This window comes from Stenotrophomonas sp. YJH_SMC_36 (genome assembly GCF_059369935.1).
Genome location: NZ_JCAFTD010000003.1, coordinates 321,041 through 338,406, shown reverse-complemented (window position 1 = coordinate 338,406; position 17,366 = coordinate 321,041). Strand labels below are relative to the sequence as shown.

14 protein-coding genes are annotated in these 17,366 nt (G+C 65.0%); 3 read left to right on the top strand and 11 right to left on the bottom strand.

Translation table 11 applies throughout. The features are described 5' to 3' along the window. Positions 1–30 precede the first annotated feature (30 nt). The 8 genes from AC5P76_RS08110 to rhlB form a co-directional block, all read right to left on the bottom strand. Positions 31–513 (bottom strand): DUF2247 family protein, encoded by a 483-nt coding sequence (locus tag AC5P76_RS08110; RefSeq protein WP_253119284.1) that lies wholly within the window; start codon positions 511–513, stop codon positions 31–33. 6 nt (positions 514–519) lie between these two features. Then, positions 520–1,566, bottom strand: coding sequence for an RHS repeat domain-containing protein (locus AC5P76_RS08105; protein ID WP_253119285.1), 1,047 nt, complete (start codon positions 1,564–1,566; stop codon positions 520–522). A 275-nt stretch (positions 1,567–1,841) separates the two neighbouring features. Continuing rightward, positions 1,842–2,717 (bottom strand): RNA polymerase sigma factor RpoH, encoded by an 876-nt coding sequence (gene rpoH, locus AC5P76_RS08100; protein WP_053515659.1) that lies wholly within the window; start codon positions 2,715–2,717, stop codon positions 1,842–1,844. 277 nt (positions 2,718–2,994) lie between these two features. Continuing rightward, positions 2,995–3,708, bottom strand: coding sequence for a uracil-DNA glycosylase (gene ung / locus AC5P76_RS08095; RefSeq protein WP_053515657.1), 714 nt, complete (start codon positions 3,706–3,708; stop codon positions 2,995–2,997). Next, the gene (locus AC5P76_RS08090; RefSeq protein ID WP_053515655.1) at positions 3,705–4,547 is read right to left on the bottom strand and encodes a response regulator; all 843 of its coding nucleotides are present in this window, start codon (positions 4,545–4,547) and stop codon (positions 3,705–3,707) included. The genes ung and AC5P76_RS08090 overlap by 4 nt, the downstream gene beginning before the upstream one ends. 7 nt (positions 4,548–4,554) lie before the next feature. Then, positions 4,555–5,502 (bottom strand): permease-like cell division protein FtsX, encoded by a 948-nt coding sequence (gene ftsX, locus AC5P76_RS08085; RefSeq protein ID WP_053515654.1) that lies wholly within the window; start codon positions 5,500–5,502, stop codon positions 4,555–4,557. Positions 5,503–5,505: 3 nt separating this feature from the next. Continuing rightward, positions 5,506–6,192, bottom strand: coding sequence for a cell division ATP-binding protein FtsE (gene ftsE, locus AC5P76_RS08080; RefSeq protein ID WP_053515652.1), 687 nt, complete (start codon positions 6,190–6,192; stop codon positions 5,506–5,508). 123 nt (positions 6,193–6,315) lie between these two features. Further along, a complete protein-coding gene (gene rhlB, locus AC5P76_RS08075) occupies positions 6,316–8,043 on the bottom strand; it encodes an ATP-dependent RNA helicase RhlB (protein WP_253119287.1) in 1,728 nt (575 codons plus the stop codon). A gap of 523 nt (positions 8,044–8,566) precedes the next feature. Here rhlB and trxA point away from each other — a divergent pair. Both trxA and rho read left to right on the top strand, forming a co-directional pair. Beyond that, a complete protein-coding gene (gene trxA / locus AC5P76_RS08070; protein WP_025878607.1) occupies positions 8,567–8,896 on the top strand; it encodes a thioredoxin in 330 nt (109 codons plus the stop codon). A 230-nt stretch (positions 8,897–9,126) separates the two neighbouring features. Next, positions 9,127–10,860 (top strand): transcription termination factor Rho, encoded by a 1,734-nt coding sequence (gene rho / locus AC5P76_RS08065; protein ID WP_279941994.1) that lies wholly within the window; start codon positions 9,127–9,129, stop codon positions 10,858–10,860. 165 nt (positions 10,861–11,025) lie between these two features. Here the strand turns inward: rho and AC5P76_RS08060 are convergent, their stop codons facing one another. Both AC5P76_RS08060 and AC5P76_RS08055 read right to left on the bottom strand, forming a co-directional pair. Next, positions 11,026–11,811: a pentapeptide repeat-containing protein gene (locus tag AC5P76_RS08060; protein WP_164151398.1), complete on the bottom strand. Its 786-nt coding sequence runs from the start codon at positions 11,809–11,811 to the stop codon at positions 11,026–11,028. Between the two features lie 124 nt (positions 11,812–11,935). Next, a complete protein-coding gene (locus AC5P76_RS08055; RefSeq protein WP_495222720.1) occupies positions 11,936–14,467 on the bottom strand; it encodes a glycoside hydrolase family 3 protein in 2,532 nt (843 codons plus the stop codon). Positions 14,468–14,808: 341 nt separating this feature from the next. On the opposite strand from AC5P76_RS08055, the gene AC5P76_RS08050 reads away from it, so the two are divergent. Further along, a complete protein-coding gene (locus AC5P76_RS08050; RefSeq protein ID WP_053515642.1) occupies positions 14,809–15,816 on the top strand; it encodes a LacI family DNA-binding transcriptional regulator in 1,008 nt (335 codons plus the stop codon). Between the two features lie 20 nt (positions 15,817–15,836). On the opposite strand, the gene AC5P76_RS08045 is transcribed toward AC5P76_RS08050, so the two are convergent. Next, positions 15,837–17,114 carry a sugar MFS transporter gene (locus AC5P76_RS08045; protein ID WP_065181547.1) on the bottom strand — a complete coding sequence of 426 codons (1,278 nt, stop codon included), beginning with the start codon at positions 17,112–17,114 and terminating at the stop codon, positions 15,837–15,839. Positions 17,115–17,366 lie beyond the last annotated feature (252 nt).

The following is a 17,366-nucleotide window of genomic DNA, read 5'->3' as shown; positions in this document are numbered from 1 at the left end:
AAGCGAAGGAAATTACGCTGAGTGAATCCGCTATTTCGCCGAGTCAAGATAACGTTTCCAGTTCTCGAAGAGCCGCGCAACGTTCTGCTCATGTGAGTGAGCAGACGGATCATACCCATCAGAAGCTGGCATGTACCTGACAAAGCTCTCCAGAGACTCCGGGTAATCAAAATCAGCGTAGATCCTCTCAACCTCTCCGAGCGGATCAGCAATCTCATCGCGCTTGGCGTAGGCGTCCGCGAGAAATGCAACAAGCCATCTTCTGAGAATCTCATCCTCGTTTGAGTTCTTATCGAATGCCGCCAACTGCGCAGCTACGCTATTACGCTCATCGGGAAGAACCCCTTCAAGCCTTTCAATCAAGGCGTTCAGATTGAACTTCTCTTCCAGTTCCTTCTGCTCCGACGCGCAGTGCTTCACAACCTCAAAGTCAATCAGATGGCGCCCCAGTGCCCATGCCACCTCGGTCTGACTCCAGGGTCCATAGGGTTGAATACAGTCATACGTTCTCATGGACACTCACTTCTTGTTTGGTATTCCGTTCATGCTGCCACCTTCCACAAATCTTTGATGGGTCAAGTCGCCAGCCTTGTCGACTATGTATTCAAATCGACCGGCCTTTCCATTGAGTTCACCTGGCAGCTGCGTCAGAGTGCGGACCACGCCGTCACCTCCTGTCAACGGAGTATGAACACCCGCTTCTGCAGCCGTCTCTCGCATAAAGGTCGCCGAATTGTGCCCAGCGTCGGCTTTGAGTGCACTTCCCACAGGTCGGGAATTCAGAAGTGCCCGACCTTCAACACTCAGAGCTTTGGATGCCGCCACACCTGCTCCACCGGCACCTGTAACTCCTGCGATATCAGCAGCGATACTGGTAGCTGCTGATACGACACTTGGATTGGCCATCGCAACCATGCCAGCTTCGATCAGCACTGGGGCAGCCATTGCCGCTGTAACAGCGATTGCGGCCGGTCTCATCGGCTCGTATACGGCGCCATTTCCGGCAGCAATATCCCTCCGATGCTGCTCAACGAATCGCTCTGCGGCCTGCCTTCCATCCCCATCGACGAACCTGTAGGGATTCCCGTTCGCGTACCGATACCTATTGAACTGCTCAACTGGCTTTTGGTGAGCGGTGACTGGGTCCACTGACAAAAACACACCCAGTTGTGGATCCATGTAGCGCTGTTGCATGTAGCTCAGCCCTGTGGCCAGGTCGCTCACATGTCCGGCGTACCCAGGTCCATCCGTGACCTGACCGCCTACCACGGCCCCGTAGGGCTCGTAGTCATATCGTTTGATGACGTTGCCGTTGGCATCGCTTTCGGCCACAACCGAGCCGAGGGCATCAGTGTGAATGTATGTGATCGTTGTCTGGGCGATTGCGGATGGTGACAGGCCAAGGCCCATCAGCAGCAAGCAGCACAGCCAGGCGCCTATGACACCAAGCTTGCGAGTTCGATCTTCAAATGCCCCGAAGCGGGTCGACACACCGCCTGCAGTTCCCCCGAACCTGCGCATCATTCCAATCCATGAAAGAGCCTTGAAGCAAAGCTTGGCATTCATAGCACAGGTAGGCAGTCATCGGAGTCCAACTCCAGGACTGAGGCCAAAGGGACCATTCTGAATTGGACCAGGCCCTTGGCTATAAACCTCGCGAGGGCTTGAACGGCCACCGGAAGCGCATGACTGCCAGCCATGGGCTGGTACTACTGAAGCAGCCGATCAGCGGCCTGCATTACCAACTGCCATGCCGGCCGAACAAAAAAAGCCCCGACCAACGCCGGGGCTTTTCATCAGAACGGGTTCCGGAAATAGGAACCGAACCTAAGATCCATGCCTTACGCGGTGAACAGCGCCTTCATCTTCTTCAGGGCATTCGCCTCGACCTGGCGGATGCGTTCGGCAGACACGCCGTACTCGTCTGCCAGTTCCTGCAGCGTCACCTTGCTGTCCGCATCCAGCCAACGGCGGCGGATGATGTCACGCGAACGCGCATCCAGTTCGGCCATGCCTTCGCGCAGCAGCTGCAGCTGGTTGTCCTCGCTGTCGGCACGCTCGTAGGCCATCGACGGATCTTCATCGTTGGCCACCAGGTATGCGGCCGGCGACGGCGGCGCATGATCGTCATCCTCGTCGCTGGGCGCATCGAAACCGATATCGCGACCGGACAGGCGCGACTCCATTTCCATGACCTCGCGCTCGGACACGTTCAGATCCTTGGCCACCGCGCTGACTTCCGCGGCGTTCATCCAGCCCAGGCGCGTCTTCGACTTGCGCAGGTTGAAGAACAGCTTGCGCTGCGCCTTGGTGGTGGCGACCTTGACGATGCGCCAGTTCTTCAGGATGAACTCGTGCATCTCGGCACGGATCCAGTGCACGGCGAAGGAAACCAGGCGCACGCCCATGTCCGGGTCGAAGCGCTTGACCGCCTTCATCAGGCCGATGTTGCCTTCCTGGATCAGGTCGCCCAGGGCGAGGCCATAGCCGTTGTAGCCGCGGGCCACGTGCACCACGAAGCGCAGGTGCGAATGCACCAGCTCACGGGCAGCGTCCAGATCGTTGCCGTCGCGGAAGCGACGGGCCAGGTCCTGTTCGTCATCGACCGACAGCACCGGGATCTGGTGCACGGCACCGATGTAGGCGTCCAGCGAACCGAGCGCACTGGGAATCGGGAGATTGTTTGCCACAAGGGCAGTAGAGGTGTTCTGGCTCATAGGCACCCATCTTAGCAGTCCGGGATTTGGACTGCTAAAGGAGGAAAAAGTTCCAGCATCCTATTGATGCAACACTGGTCCCAAACAGAGCCCTACCGTAGCGCGATTTGATGACAGTGGCGAGCGCGCTTTTCGGGATTCACAATCCCTTGGAATTCAACCAATTACCTGCCGGGAACCGACCGATTCCGGTCAAGCGGAGCTGAACGGGCCGTTCCGGAGGCCCATTCAGGCCAGGAAACGTTGCCCGGTGTTCAGGCCCGGCTGCCGGCGGAGGTCAAAGCGCCGCGCGCGGCGGCAGCGACCAGTCGATCGGCGCCTGCCCGCGACGCTGCAGGTAGTCGTTGGCCATCGAGAAATGCCGGCAGCCGAGGAAGCCACGATGGGCCGACAGCGGCGAGGGATGCGGGGCTTTCAGCACACGATGGCGCCGGGTATCGATGACCTTGCCCTTCTGCTGCGCGTAGGCCCCCCAGAGCATGAACACCAGGCCTTCGCGTTCGCGGTTGAGCACATCCACCACGTGGTCGGTGAAGCCTTCCCAGCCGCGGCCCTGGTGGGCGCCGGCCCTGCCCTCCTCCACCGTCAGCACGGCATTGAGCAGCAGCACGCCGCGCTGCGCCCACGGCACCAGGCAGCCGTGATCGGGACGGGGGATGCCGAGGTCGCCCTCGATCTCCTTGTAGATGTTCAGCAGCGATGGCGGCACCGGAACGCCGGCGGGCACCGAGAAGCTCAGTCCGTGCGCCTGGCCGCGCCCGTGGTACGGGTCCTGGCCCAGGATCACCACTTTCACCTGTTCGAACGGCGTGGCGTCGAACGCCGCGAAGATCTGCGGCCCCGGCGGGAACACCGCCGCGCCGGCCGCCTTGCGCTGGCGCAGGAAGGTGGAGAGTTCGCGCATCTGCGGCTGCAACAGGTAATCGCCGACCTGCTGCTTCCAGCTCGGTTCCAGCTGGATCGTCGGGGTGTCCACTACGTCATCGGTCATCGCAACAGGGGTCCATCGTTCAAGCGGGCCAGGCGCAGCTGGAACAGCACCTTGGTCACCAGCAGGCGCTCCTCGATCGGCTTCAGCACCAGATCATTGGCACCGGCCTGCAGCAACCCGGTCTGGTTGTGTGGATTGCCGTCGCCGGTCATCACCAGCACCGGCAGTCGGCGTTTGCCGTAGCCGAAATCCACGCGCACGCGCTGCACCACGTCGCGTCCGCTCAATTCGCCCTTCAGGGTGACGTCGGTCAACACCAGGTCGATGCGGTGGCGGCTGCGGCCCAGCGATTCGGCCGTGAGCAGGGTGAAGGCCTCTTCGGCACTGACCACGTGCAGCACGTTGAGCTGTTGGCGTTCGAGCATGCGCTTGGTCGCCTCCGCCACCACCCGGCTGTCCTCGATGTAGAGGATGGTCGCCCCGGGAATGGTCTGCGGCTGCACATAGCCACGGATGAAGGTCGCCAGCGCCTCATGGCCCAGCGCCTTGTCGAAATAGTCGGTGACGTACTCGGTGAAGCGCCGCTGCTCCAGATGCTGCTGCGCATCGCCGGAGACCACGATCACCGGCACGTACGCCTGGCCGGCAGCTTCGCGGACCGTCCGCGCCAGCGCCAGGCCGTCGCCGTCACGCAGGGTCAGCGAGGTGGTGACCAGGTCTACCGGCCCCTGGGCCAGAGCCTGCTGGGCATCCTCGATGCTGTCGCAGCCGATCACCTCCACGCCCGGCAGATCACGCTGCAGCACGTCGGCGATCAGCTTGCGCACCAGTTTGGAACCGTCGACCACCATCACCCGCGTAGCGGGCCCTTCAAGGTGCTTCAGCGCTTGCGGTTGCATGCCGGTCTCAGGTGTCGGTCGGGCGGGTCTGGCGGAGGAAGTGGCCGGTGACCAGCCACGCGCCCAGCCATCCCAGCAGCAGCGTGCCCAGCAGGACCAGGCTGCCATGCAGCAGGTCCAGGCCGTGCAGCACGAACGGGCTGCCGTAGCTGCGTGACAGGTCAGCCAGCGGCGCGCGCAGGGCGGCGCCGGCAACACCGATCAGGGCCAGCGCCACCGCGCCGGCGCCCAGCCCATACCAGGCGCCCAGATACAGGAAGGGCCGGCGGATGAAGCCATCGCTGGCGCCGAGCAGCTGCAGCACGCCGATTTCCTCGCGCCGTGCCTGGATGTCGAGGCGCACGGTGTTGCCGACCACCAACGCAGCGCCGACGCCGAGCAGCACCGAAAGCACCTGTACCAGCCGTGCGCCGAACGCCAGCCACGCATCCAGCCGCTGCCGCCACAGCGCATCGTGCTGCACCAGATCGGCCTCGGGCAGGCTTTCCAGCGCACGCGCCAGACGCGCATCGTCCTTGCCCTGCCCCGGGGTGATGACCAGCAGCGAAGGCAGCGGATTGTCATTCAGCGCGTCGATCGCCTCGCCAAGGCCGGCATCGCGCAGCTCCTGCAGCCCTTGCTCGGGCGTGCGCACGGTCACCTCGCCGACGTCATCGCGGTCGCGCAGCTGGCCGGCCAGGCGCAACGCACCCGGGCCATCCACCGTGCCCTTGAGGAAGACATTGATGTCGCGCGACTGCTGCACGCTGCCGGCGAAATGCTTGAGGTTGTCCAGCGCGATCGACAGGCCCAGTGGCAGTGCCAGCGCCAGCGCCATGACCATCACCGTCAGCAGGGTCGCCCACGGCTTGCGGCAGGCGCGGCCCAGGCTGAACACCACGCTGTGCACGTGGTGCTGGAACCACACGCCGAGACGCGAGGGTGCGGCGGCTTCGCTGTTTTCGTTCTTCGCCATGCGTTACTCCGCCAGATCCTGCGGCGAGATGTCGTCCACCAGCCGGCCGTGGTCGAGAATCAGCACGCGCTTGCGCATGCGACGCAGCAGGGGAAGGTCGTGGCTGACCACCAGCACACTGGTGCCGCGCGCGGGCAGCTCGGCAAACAGGGCCATGATCTCCGCCGCCAGGGTCGGGTCCAGGTTGCCGGTCGGCTCATCGGCAACCAGTAGCTTGGGTTCACCCACGATGGCGCGGGCGATGCCCACGCGCTGCTGTTCGCCGGCCGACAGCTGCGACGGCAGCGCCTTCTCGCGATGGCCCAGGCCCATCCGTTCCAGCACGGAACGCACGCGCTTGCCGATGTCGCCACGGCGCGTACCGCGCAGGATCAGCGGCAGTGCCACGTTCTCGGCGATGGTCCGGTCCATCAGCAGGCGATGGTCCTGGTACACCGCACCGACCGCGCGCCGATGGCGCGGCACGTCGCCGCCGCGCACCTTCAGCAGGTTGCGCTCGTCGAAGACCACCGCGCCGCGGCTGGGCCGCTCGTCGAGGTGGATCAACTTGAGCAGGGTGCTCTTGCCCGCCCCGGAATGGCCGGTGACGAACAGCATTTCGCCCGGCGCGACCTCGAAGCTGACGTCGATCAGTGCTTCGTGGCCACCGGCGTACTGTTTGCTGACATTGTCGAAGCGCAGGACACTCATGCCCCGATTATGCAGGACCGGCGCGAAGTATCGATAGCGCCGGGACGCGCCCGGGTGGAATCGTTGATCTGCCGCTGTGCGCGCCGGGCATGGCCCGGCGCTACCGCTGACCGGGCGCGCCGATCAGCCGCCCGACAGCATCCGGCGGATCTTGCGGCCGATGCGGGTCAGGAACGAGTCGGCGGCGTCGGTGCTGCGCACCGGCTTGGCCACCACGTGAACCGGCGTCACCGGCGAGGCACCGTTGCCGGCGCTGCCGTTGGCGACCATCGCCTCGCCACCCTCGACCGGACGGCCATGGCGACGACGACGGCGCTTGCGCGGCTTGCGCTCGCCGTCCGCCGCGAGCTCCGGAGCACCTTCGGCACGCGGCGGACGCGGCGGGCGCGGGGCCTGGGCCGGGGTGCCGGACCCGGCACCTTCCACCGGCGCGGTCGCGCCCTGCTCGCCTTCCACCCGCGGCCTGCGCGGACCACGCGAGCGGCGTTCGCCGCTGCGCTCGCCCTCGCGGCGCTCGCCACGGCCGGCGCCGGAGCGACCACCGCTGCGGCCACCGCCACGACGCTCTTCCTCGGCGGCGCGGGCTTCGCGCGCCTCGCGGAAGATCTGGCCGACGCTCTCGTTCTCGTCACCGTCCTCGCCAGCGACCGTGGCCGGGCGTTCCGGACGCGGCAGTGCGGTCATCAGTTCCTTGGTGACCGGCTCGGACGGAATCTTCTGTTCGATGTAGGCCTCGATGTCCGGCAGGCTCATCGCATAACGCTCGCAGGCGAAGCTGATCGCGTCACCCTCTTCGCCCAGGCGTGCGGTACGGCCGATGCGGTGCACATAGTCTTCGGCGTCGAACGGCAGGTCGTAGTTGTAGACGTACTTGATGCCGTCGATATGCAGGCCGCGGGCAGCCACGTCGGTGGCGACCAGGATTTCCAGCTGGCCCTTCTGGAAGCGGTTGAGCAGGCTCTCGCGCTTCTTCTGCGGCACGTCGCCGGACAGGACGCCGACCCGGTACCCGGCCTTTTCCAGCGAACGCGCCACGCGCTCGACGAAGACCTTGGTGTTGACGAAGACCATGGTGCGGGCGCCCTCGCTGCGCGAGAGCAGGCCCAGCAGCAACGGGATCTTCTCGTCGTCGGCCGGGAAGTAGATCTTCTGGCGCACGCGCGCGGCGGTCACTGTTTCAGCTTCGACCACCAGCTTCTGCGGCTCGTTCATGTGCTCGTAGGCCAGCTCCAGCACGCGATGGCTGAGGGTGGCGCTGAACAGCAGGGTCTGCCGGGTGGTGCGCTCGGGCATGCGGCGCAGCAGGAAGCGGATGTCCTTGATGAAGCCCAGGTCGAACATGCGGTCGGCTTCGTCCAGCACGCAGATCTCGCAGGCGTGCAGCGAAACCACCTTGTGCTGCTTGACGTAATCGATCAGGCGGCCGGGGGTGGCGATGATCACATCGACGCCCTGCTGCAGGATCTCGCGCTGCTTGTCGTAATCCACGCCACCGTAGACGAGGGCGAAACGCAGGCCCAGGTCGGAACCGAACTTCACGGCGTCCTTGTGGATCTGGATGGCCAGCTCGCGGGTGGGCGCCAGGATCAGCGCGCGCGGGTCTTCCGCCTTGCGGTCGGCCAGCGCCGGGCGGCTCAGCAGGCGGTTGACCACTGCAACCAGGAACGCCAGCGTCTTGCCGGTGCCGGTCTGGGCCTGGCCGGCGACATCACCACCGGCCAGCGCGACCGGCAGTGTCAGCGCCTGGATCGGGGTGCAGCGGGTGAATCCGGCTCCTTCAAGGCCGGCCTGCAGGGCCGGATGCAGCTCAAAGGAGGAAAAGGTCAAATCGGTCAGCGGTTTGTCGCTCATGAGTCCGTCTTGGTATGGCCACCGGCCAGCGGGCGGGCGGCACTGCATCGTCTGGGGGCACCGTCGCAAACTGCGGCCCCTGCGGCGGGTCGGCGGACCGGGGACCACCGGGTCCGCGCGCCGCTCAATGCCCCAGTTTAACGCACTCCGGCGGCCAAACCGGAATGAGCCGTCTCACACAACCGCGAGACCGGCCCGTACGGGACGCCTCTTCACCCAGCCACACCGCGCTTGAACAGCCCTGCCGGGGTCGCTGGAGTCCGCGGCTGCCGGCCCCCACTTCAGGAAGACAGTGAAATCCGACACATACCGCGCTTCGAAGCGATCACGATACGCTGGGTTCCAGCCGGCCACTGTCCATGCCCCGCGATAGGGGTACACTGCCGGCCGTGAGCGTCCAGGCATCCCGCCGAACGCACCGCGGCAGGACGCCGCGAGGCAACGACGAGGGTCGCGCCACCGGGCAAGGCCCAGTTCACCCACCTCCGGCCTGGCCGGGTGCAATCCAAGACGAGAAACCAAGATGAGCGACAAGGTTGTACATGTCGGCGATGCCGACTTTGATAGCGCCGTGCTGAATTCCAAGGAACCGGTGCTGGTCGATTTCTGGGCCGAGTGGTGTGGCCCGTGCAAGATGATCGCCCCCGCGCTGGACGAGCTGGCCGATGCCTACCAGGGCCGCGCCAAGATCGCCAAGGTCAACGTCGACAACAATCGTGCGCTGGCCGCCAAGTACCACGTGCGTTCGATCCCGTACCTGGTCGTGTTCAAGGACGGCGAGAAGGTCGGCGAGCAGATCGGCGCGGTGGGCAAGGCCCAGCTGGCCGGCCTGCTGGACAAGGCCCTGGCCTGACCCTGTAACGACTCCGGCAGCCGCCCGGTGCGGCTGCCGGCAGGCGCGGACCGCGCCTGCATGAATGCTGTTCCCGGCGACCCTTGCACGGCGCCGCGGGCCGATGATAGTGTCGGCACATCCGGCCGCGTTCGCGTGCCGCACCTTCTGGACGCAGTTTCTTCCAGACCCATCCCCAACGTTCGCCGCCCCAGCCGGGCGCTCGCACCTTCAAGCGAGGAATAACGCTCTTGTCCGATAACACTCCCGAAACCGGCAGCGCAGAAGCGCCCGCCGAAAAGCGCGTGCGCAAGGCCCGCGTGACCAAGGCTGCCGCACCGGCCGCCGCCGAAACCAGCGCGCCCCCCGCGCAGCCGACCCTGCCGCTGGCCGCCGCGCCCGAAGCACCGGCGCCGGCCGCAGCCGCTCCCGCGCCGAGCGCGCCCGCCGCCGAGGCCCCTGCCAGCAGTGGCGGCGGTGAAGGCGGTGAGGGTCGCGAATCCGGCCAGCCGCGGCAGCAGAACCCTCAGGGTGGCGGCCAGCATCAGCACAACCAGAATGGCCAGCAGGGCCAGGGTCAGGGCAACCGCCGTGACCGTTTCCGCAACCGCCGCGACCGCGACCGCAACAACCGCTTCCGCGATGACGGCATGCCCAACGAGGGCGGCGAGCAGCAGGCTTTCGTGCCGCGCGTGCAGCCGACGGTGCCGGAAGGCTTCCCGGTCTATTCGCTGAGCGATCTCAAGCGCATGCCGGCACAGAAGCTGCTGGAAATCGCCGAACAGCTGCAGATCTCCGAAGGCGTGGCGCGTGCCCGCAAGCAGGATGTGATCTTCGCCCTGCTGAAGGTGCTGACCCGCCACGGCGACGGCGTTGCCGCCGATGGCGTGCTGGAGATCCTGCCGGACGGCTTCGGCTTCCTGCGCGCGGCCGAAGCCAGCTACCTGGCCGGCCCGGACGACACCTACATTTCGCCCAGCCAGATCCGCCGTTTCAACCTGCGTACCGGCGACCACCTGTCCGGCCGCATCCGCTTCCCGAAGGACGGCGAGCGCTACTTCGCGCTGTCGATCGTGGACACCATCAACGGTGAGCCGCTGGAAGCGTCGAAGAACAAGGTGCTGTTCGAGAACCTGACCCCGCTGTTCCCGCGTCGCCGCTTCACCCTGGAGCGCGGCAACGGTTCGTCGGAAGACATCACCGGCCGCATCCTCGACCTGATGGCCCCGCAGGGCAAGGGTCAGCGCTCGCTGATCGTCTCCCAGCCGAAGGCGGGCAAGACGATGATGATGCAGCAGGTTGCCACCGCGATCACCACCAATCATCCGGACGTGCACCTGATCGTGCTGCTGATCGACGAGCGCCCGGAAGAAGTGACCGAAATGCAGCGTACCGTGCGCGGCGAGGTCATCAGCTCGACCTTCGACGAGCCGGCCGCACGCCACGTGCAGGTCGCCGAAATGGTGATCGAACGGGCCAAGCGCCTGGTCGAGCACAAGAAGGACGTGGTGATCCTGCTGGACTCGATCACCCGCCTGGCACGCGCCTACAACAACGTCGTGCCGAGCTCGGGCAAGGTGCTGACCGGTGGTGTGGACGCCAACGCCCTGCACCGCCCGAAGCGCTTCTTCGGTGCCGCGCGCAACGTTGAAGAAGGCGGCAGCCTGACCATCATCGCCACCGCGCTGGTCGACACCGGCTCGAAGATGGACGAGGTGATCTACGAAGAGTTCAAGGGCACCGGCAACAGCGAAGTGCACCTGAGCCGCCGCATCGCCGAGAAGCGCGTGTTCCCGGCCATCGACATCAACCGCTCCGGCACCCGCCGCGAAGACCTGCTGATCGAGCCGGAACTGCTGCAGAAGATCTGGATCCTGCGCAAGCTGCTGCATCCGATGGATGAAATGGCCGCGATGGAATTCCTGCTGGACAAGATGAAGAACACCAAGTCCAACGACGAGTTCTTCGGTTCCATGAAGCGATAAGAAAAAAGCCCCGCACTGCGGGGCTTTTTTTGTCATACGATAGTTCCCCGATAGGCATTGGGCCCCGCCCACGTGGGCACCGCGTTTGCCGTGGTATCCTGAAGACTAGCGGGCTGGTGCTAAGCGAATCTCAATTCGCCAGGGGTGTTCGATTCCCCCCCGTCTTTACTTCATCTTGATGTGCTTAGCATCCGCAGCAATCGAGCTAAGCTCCTCAGACAGGCCGGTTGCGCCGACAAAGTTCGCGCTGCGAAGCTTCGCCCCGTCGAACTTCGTCCTTGTGCAGTTTGCACCTCGAAAGATCGCGCTGCTCAGATCTGCGTTTGAGAAATCTGCACCAGTCAAATCTGCCCCAGAGAAATCGCAGCCTTTGAAGCGGGCCCCCACCAGTTTCGCGCGCACGAGCTTCGCGCCACGGAAAGTAGTCCGCTTTGCTCTGACGTCAAGGAAAACGGCCCCATCAAAGTCACATCCGGTGAAGGCGCAATCTCTGAGACTGGATTTTGAAATGACTACGCCCTGTGCACTGGAGTCGACAAGATCCAATCCCTCAAGGCTTACATCATTGATACGAGCGGTTGCGATCGTGACCTTTTTCACCCCCAGCGAGGACAGGCGGCGTAGTTCTCCGTAGATCCGATATCCGGCATCACTCCCCCTGTAGTGTCTGAGATCCTCAAGATCACGAAGAACTTGCTTCTTTAGATCGGACCGTTCGCTTCTCCGCTGGAACAGATAGGCGACCAAACCGATGACCAGCAGGTCCAGAATCATTCCATGTGCTTCGACCAACACATTCTCGAAGAAATCTTTCGAGTAAAGCCCCCATGTTGTGTTTGGAAAGACGTGACCCGAGACCCACGACCAGCGACCGGTCACTGCGATGATCACCGTGCCGCTCAGAACCAATGCAAGGATCGGAATCCTGAGCTCGTACAACCAGTACTTCATTCGCGCCAGAATCATGCTATCTGCACACATTTGATGTGAAGCGTGATGATACAAGCACCCACATACGCGCTCGTCGGAGATTTGTCTAAACAGCCATAGCTTGCCTTCTATCCAGCAGGCAGGGTTACGGGCAGGCCACCGCGCCTTCGGCGGTAGCCGTGTTGGCCGTCAACCTGACCCGGGTGAATGCCGCGGCGAACGGCGCGTCGGCGCTGACCACGAACGGGGCTTCCACCGCGCCCAGGTCCACGCCGCGCTTTGCAAAGCAGGCCAATGGTACGGTCACCGTCTGCTTCTGCCCGGGCGCCAGCGCGACCAGCTGCGGGGCGATGTCCACCCCACCCTCACAGCCGCTGCCACACTGCATGGTCACCTTCACCGGCGATGCCGGGCGCTTCACCAGCTGCACATCGAACTGCAGCGCGCCGTTGCTGCGCGCCAGTGCGCCGAGATTGCGGCGCGAGGTGCTGCGTGCGATCAGCTGCGCCGGGGCCCGCCAGGTCACCTCCTTGGCGTCCTGCTGGGTGTTCACCTGCACGGTGCGCACCTGCACCACCGGCTTGGCGGTGGGCCAGCGCAGCGTAGCGTTCAGATCATTGCCAAGCGGTTGGGTCGCTCCCGCGGCGGCAACGTGCAGGGCGAATGGCGGCGTGTCGGCGCGGTTGAAGATCGGCAGCACGGTGACTTCGCCGCAGCTGTCCGGGTCAGCTTCCTCGACCCTGGCGACCTTGCCGCCCTTGGCGTAGCTGAGGCCATAGCCAAGCGCGAACAGCGCCGGCTTCTTCGCGTCGGGCTGGTCGATCGGTGCCGGGCACGGCACGCCCGGCCACGGGAAGCTGAGGCGTCCACGGAAGTCGTGTGCCGGCTTGCCGCCCTTGCCCGCCACCAGCACATCAGTCACGCCCTTGCCTTCGGTGCCCGGCAGCCAGGCGGCGACGAAGGCGCTGGACAGATTGAGCAGGTCGTTGACATACATCGGGCGACCGGACAGGTAGACGGTCACCACCGGCTTGCCGGTTGCAGCTGCGGCCTTCAGCGCGGCCAGGTCCTGCGGGTAGGCCCGGCTGTGGCTGACGGTATCCGAAGCGAGAATATCGCCGTTGGTTTCTGCATAGGGCGTCTCACCGATCACCGCCAGCACCACATCGAAAGCCTTCGGATCGACGCCTTGGCCATCGGCGCTGAAGCTGACCTTGTCCGCCCCCAGTTCGGCGCGCAGCGCGCCCAGCACGGAATCGGCGTTGGGAAAATCGGAATTCCTGTTCTCGGTGCCCTGCCAGGTCAGCGACCAGCCACCGGACTGGTCGCCGATGCTGTCGGCGCTCTTGCCGACCACCAGCACCCGCGCATCGCGGCGCAGCGGGAGTGCCTCGCCTTCATTCTTCAGCAGCACCAGCGATTCGCGCACGGCACGCCGGGCCAGGTCACGGTGCTGCATGGCACTGGCATCGCCGGCGTAGCGGCTGTCGGACGGCTTGTGGTCGAACAGGCCCGCGCGCAGCTTCACCCGCAGGATGCGGGCGACCGCATCGTCGATGCGCGCCAGCGGAATCTCACCGCTCTTGACCTGCGCGGTGGTGTTGGCGATGAACGCTTTCCAGTCGTCGGGCACCATCACCATGTCGATGCCGGCATTGATGGCCTGCGCACAGCTGTCGTTGCGGCAGCCCGGCACCTGCGCGATGCCGTTCCAGTCGGAGACGACGAAGCCATCAAAACCCATCTTGTCCTTCAACGCATCGGTCAGCAGCGCCTTGCTGCCGTGCATCTTGCCGTAGTCCACGCCTGCGGCGCGGTCGTTCCAGCTGTTGAACGAGGCCATCACCGTCTGCGCACCCTCGGCAAGCGCACCATAGTAGCCCTGCGCGTGGACGTTGATCATGGTGTTCTTGTCGACCAGCGCCTCACCCTGGTCGCGGCCGTTGTCGGTGGCACCATCGCCCAGGTAGTGCTTGGCGGTGGTGACCACGTTACCGTCGTCCTTGAAGGTGCCCTGTGCTCCCTTCACGTAGGCGTGGGCGTAGCTGCGGATCACCGCCGGGTCGGACGAATAGCTCTCATAGGTGCGGCCCCAGCGAGGGTCATGGGCCACGGCCAGGGTGGGTGCGAACACCCAGCCGATGCCGGTGGCGCGCACCGAGCGCGCGGTCGCCTCGCCGATGCGTTCGATCAGTTCGGCATCGCCGGCCGCGCCCAGGCCGATGTTGTGCGGGAACAGGGTCGCACCCAGCACGTTGTTGTGGCCGTGCACCGCATCGGTGCCCCAGATGACCGGCACCGGCGTCTTCGCATCGGTTGCCAGCGATGCAGCGTGGTAGGCATCGGCCAGCTGCAGCCAGTCCTGCACGCTGGCGTGCTTGTCCATGCCCGGCCAGGAGCCACCGCCATTGAGGACCGAGCCGATGTAGTAGCGGCGCACCTCGTCCGGCGTGATGGTCTTGATCTCGGCCTGGGTCATCTGCCCGATCTTCTGCGCCAGCGTCATCTGCGCAAGGATCTCCTGCACGCGCCTTTCGATATCCGCATCAGCAGCGATCACGCTGTGGACGCGCGGCCAGTCCTGCAGGCGTTCGCCCGTGGACGGCGCGGCACCCGCCGATGCGGCCAGGGCGGCCAGCAGACAGCCGGAAAGAAGGGTCTGGGTGGGGCGCTTCACTGGGTACTACCTCCGTGGATGACGTTCCTGGCGTGCGGGACTGCAGCGGCACGTCGGTATGGGCGATCGGACGCCCGTCCTGACAGCGCTGTCATATAAGCCTGCCTGCATCGTGTCAATGAGCGATCGCACATCCTGTGGCGGCAATCGCGTAACGGCGGGCTTTGCGGCCGACGCAGCACACGGCCCGCGGCGGTGGGTGTTGCGACGCGACAAGAATTCAGGACGTGCCAGTCCCCCTCGCGTCGTGGCACCATCCGCCTGCTCCGGCAACACCGACATCGCAGGTACGCACTACCATCGGCGCGTAGCCGCCGCCTTCCAGGAGGATCCACCGCATCATGCGCAGTCGAATCGAGGATGTCGCCGCCGTTGCCGGGGTATCGATCAAGACGGTGTCCCGCGTGCTCAACCGCGAGCCCAACGTGCGCGAGCAGACCCGCGAACGGGTGCTGGCGGCCGTGGCGCGCCTGGGCTACAAGCCCAATCTCTCCGCGCGCAGCCTGGCCGGACAGCGCTCGTACGCGCTGGCACTGGTCTACAACAATCCTTCGCGCAACTACCTGATGGAAATCCAGAACGGCATGCTTGAGGCCTGCCACGCACAGCACTACAACCTGATCCTCGGCCCGGTGGGCACTGGCCGGCGTACCCTGCCCGACATGACCGCGCTGTTCGAGAACTCGCGTCCGGATGGCGTGGTGCTGATCCCGCCGCTGACCGACGACGAAGTAGTGCTGTCGTACCTGGAAGAGCATGACATTCCCTTCGCCTGCATCGCCCCGCGACACCCGGAAGGACGCATCGGCGTGCGCATGGATGAAACCACTGCGGTGGTCGAGCTGATCGGTCACCTGGTCGCGCAGGGCCACCGCCGCATTGCCCACATCAAGGGGCCGCGCGCGCATGGTGCCTGCCAGTGGCGCTACGCCGGTTACCGCCAGGCCCTGCGGCAGGCGGGTATCGCCTACGATCCGGCGCTGGTGGTCAACGGCCAGTTCTCGTTCGAGTCCGGCGTGGACGCAGCTAACCTGCTGCTCGACATGGATGAGCCTCCCACAGCGATCTTCGCCGCCAACGACGACATGGCCGCGGCCGTGTATCGCGTCGCGGGCGAACGCGGCCTTCGCGTGCCGCGCGACCTCTCGGTGTGCGGGTTCGACGACACGCCGATCGCAGGGCACATCTACCCTGCACTCACCACCGTGCGCCAACCGACCTCGCACATGGGGCGGCTGGCCACCGAACAGCTGATCGAGCACATCCGTGCCGAAGCCGCTGGCCGCATGATCACGGTAGAGCACGCGGTACTCGAACGCGAGTCGACCGCCGCACCACGGCGACGTTGAGCCAGCGGCGAACCTGCGGCTCACGCGGCAGGCAGCCGCGAACCCTTCCATGCATAGAAGGCAATGTAGAGATAACACAGCGCCGGCAGCAGGAACGACAGCTGCAGGCCATGATTGTCGGCAAGCCAGCCCATGGCCAGCGGAATGACCGCACCGCCGACGATCGCCATCACCAACAGGCTTGAAGCCTGTCCGGTGAGAGCTCCAAGGCGGGTGATCGCCAGCGCGAAGATGGTCGGAAACATGATGGAGTTGAACAGTCCGATGCTCACCACCGCCCACTTGGCCAGGCCACCAGTGGTGGAGACGGTGATGCCGAGCAGCAGCACCACCGCGAGCGCGAAAAGACCGAGCAGCCAGCGCGCATCCAACCGCGCCAGCAGCGCCGCGCCAAGCAGGCGCCCGACCAGCGCACCGCCCCAATAGAGCGAGACATAACCGGTGGCCTCCTGCTCGGTCATGCCCTGGCCGATGCCCGGCGAGGACAGGAAGTTGACCAGCACGCTGCCGATGGAAACTTCCGCGCCCACGTAGCAGAAGATGGCCAGCACACCCAGTCGCACATGGCGGTGGCGCAGGACGTCCCACGGCCGGCTTCGCGCGCCGGTGCGTTCCTCCACGCCGGGAATGGCGGGAAGACGGAACATCCAGATCGCTGCCGCCAGCAGGAACAGGACCACGGCCAGGCCGAAGTACGGCAGCTGCACCGATTGCGCTTCGGCTGCACGGTAGGCCAGTGCTTCGGCCTGCGGCAACAGCGCCAGCTGCTCCTCGCTGCGCGGCTGCGCCGACAGGATCAGCAGGCCACCGAACAACGGTGCCAGCGTGGTGCCCAGCGAGTTCATCGATTGCGCCAGGGTCAACCGGCTGGAGCTGGTGCGCTCCTCGCCCAGCAATGCCACGTAGGGGTTGGCCGCCACCTGCAGCACGGTGATGCCGGTGGCCAGCACGAACAACGCCGCCAGGAACAGCCCATAGACATGGGCGGCCGCAGCCGGCCAGAACAGCAGGGAGCCGACGCCTGCAATGGCCAGCCCGGCGACGATGCCGCGCTTGTATCCCACCGCAGCCACCAGCCGGCCCGCAGGCAGCGACATCAGGAAGTAGGCGCCGAAGAAGGTGAACTGGATGAGCATCGCCTGCACCCAGCTCAGCGCGAACGCCGCTTTCAGGTGCGGAATGAGGATGTCGTTGAGGCAGGTCAGGAAGCCCCACATGAAGAAGATGGCGGTGACCACCGCCAGTGCGCGGGTGGTGCCCTGCACGTGATGTCCTCGAACGGTCGTTACTGTGTCCATTGCTTGTCCTTCCAGTCAGTGATCGAAGCCATCCTGCGGTCATGCGTGACATTTGCAGCCATTGTGATTGTCCAGCGCTGTCAATCCGACGAATGACCTGACACCTGCGGGCTGAAAGCTGATCCGCGCAGTTTTGTTCTGCACCGCACAACACTTTCCTGCCCTCGTGTTGGCAGCGCTGTCATCCCTGCAAAACCGCTGCAGATGCCGTCGCACAAGGCGTTGTTTCCGAAGCGACGAGGTTCTGGCAAC

Bases quoted from the DNA above. Each gene is read 5' to 3' on its own strand.
- AC5P76_RS08105 (WP_253119285.1), bottom strand. From the start codon at position 1,566: ATGAATGCCAAGCTTTGCTTCAAGGCTCTTTCATGGATTGGAATGATG.
- rpoH (WP_053515659.1), bottom strand. From the start codon at position 2,717: ATGAGCCAGAACACCTCTACTGCCCTTGTGGCAAACAATCTCCCGATT.
- AC5P76_RS08050 (WP_053515642.1), top strand. From the start codon at position 14,809: ATGCGCAGTCGAATCGAGGATGTCGCCGCCGTTGCCGGGGTATCGATC.
- AC5P76_RS08060 (WP_164151398.1), bottom strand. From the start codon at position 11,811: ATGAAGTACTGGTTGTACGAGCTCAGGATTCCGATCCTTGCATTGGTT.
- rhlB (WP_253119287.1), bottom strand. From the start codon at position 8,043: ATGAGCGACAAACCGCTGACCGATTTGACCTTTTCCTCCTTTGAGCTG.
- ftsE (WP_053515652.1), bottom strand. From the start codon at position 6,192: ATGAGTGTCCTGCGCTTCGACAATGTCAGCAAACAGTACGCCGGTGGC.
- ung (WP_053515657.1), bottom strand. From the start codon at position 3,708: ATGACCGATGACGTAGTGGACACCCCGACGATCCAGCTGGAACCGAGC.
- ftsX (WP_053515654.1), bottom strand. From the start codon at position 5,502: ATGGCGAAGAACGAAAACAGCGAAGCCGCCGCACCCTCGCGTCTCGGC.
- trxA (WP_025878607.1), top strand. From the start codon at position 8,567: ATGAGCGACAAGGTTGTACATGTCGGCGATGCCGACTTTGATAGCGCC.
- AC5P76_RS08090 (WP_053515655.1), bottom strand. From the start codon at position 4,547: ATGCAACCGCAAGCGCTGAAGCACCTTGAAGGGCCCGCTACGCGGGTG.
- AC5P76_RS08110 (WP_253119284.1), bottom strand. From the start codon at position 513: ATGAGAACGTATGACTGTATTCAACCCTATGGACCCTGGAGTCAGACC.
- AC5P76_RS08045 (WP_065181547.1), bottom strand. From the start codon at position 17,114: ATGGACACAGTAACGACCGTTCGAGGACATCACGTGCAGGGCACCACC.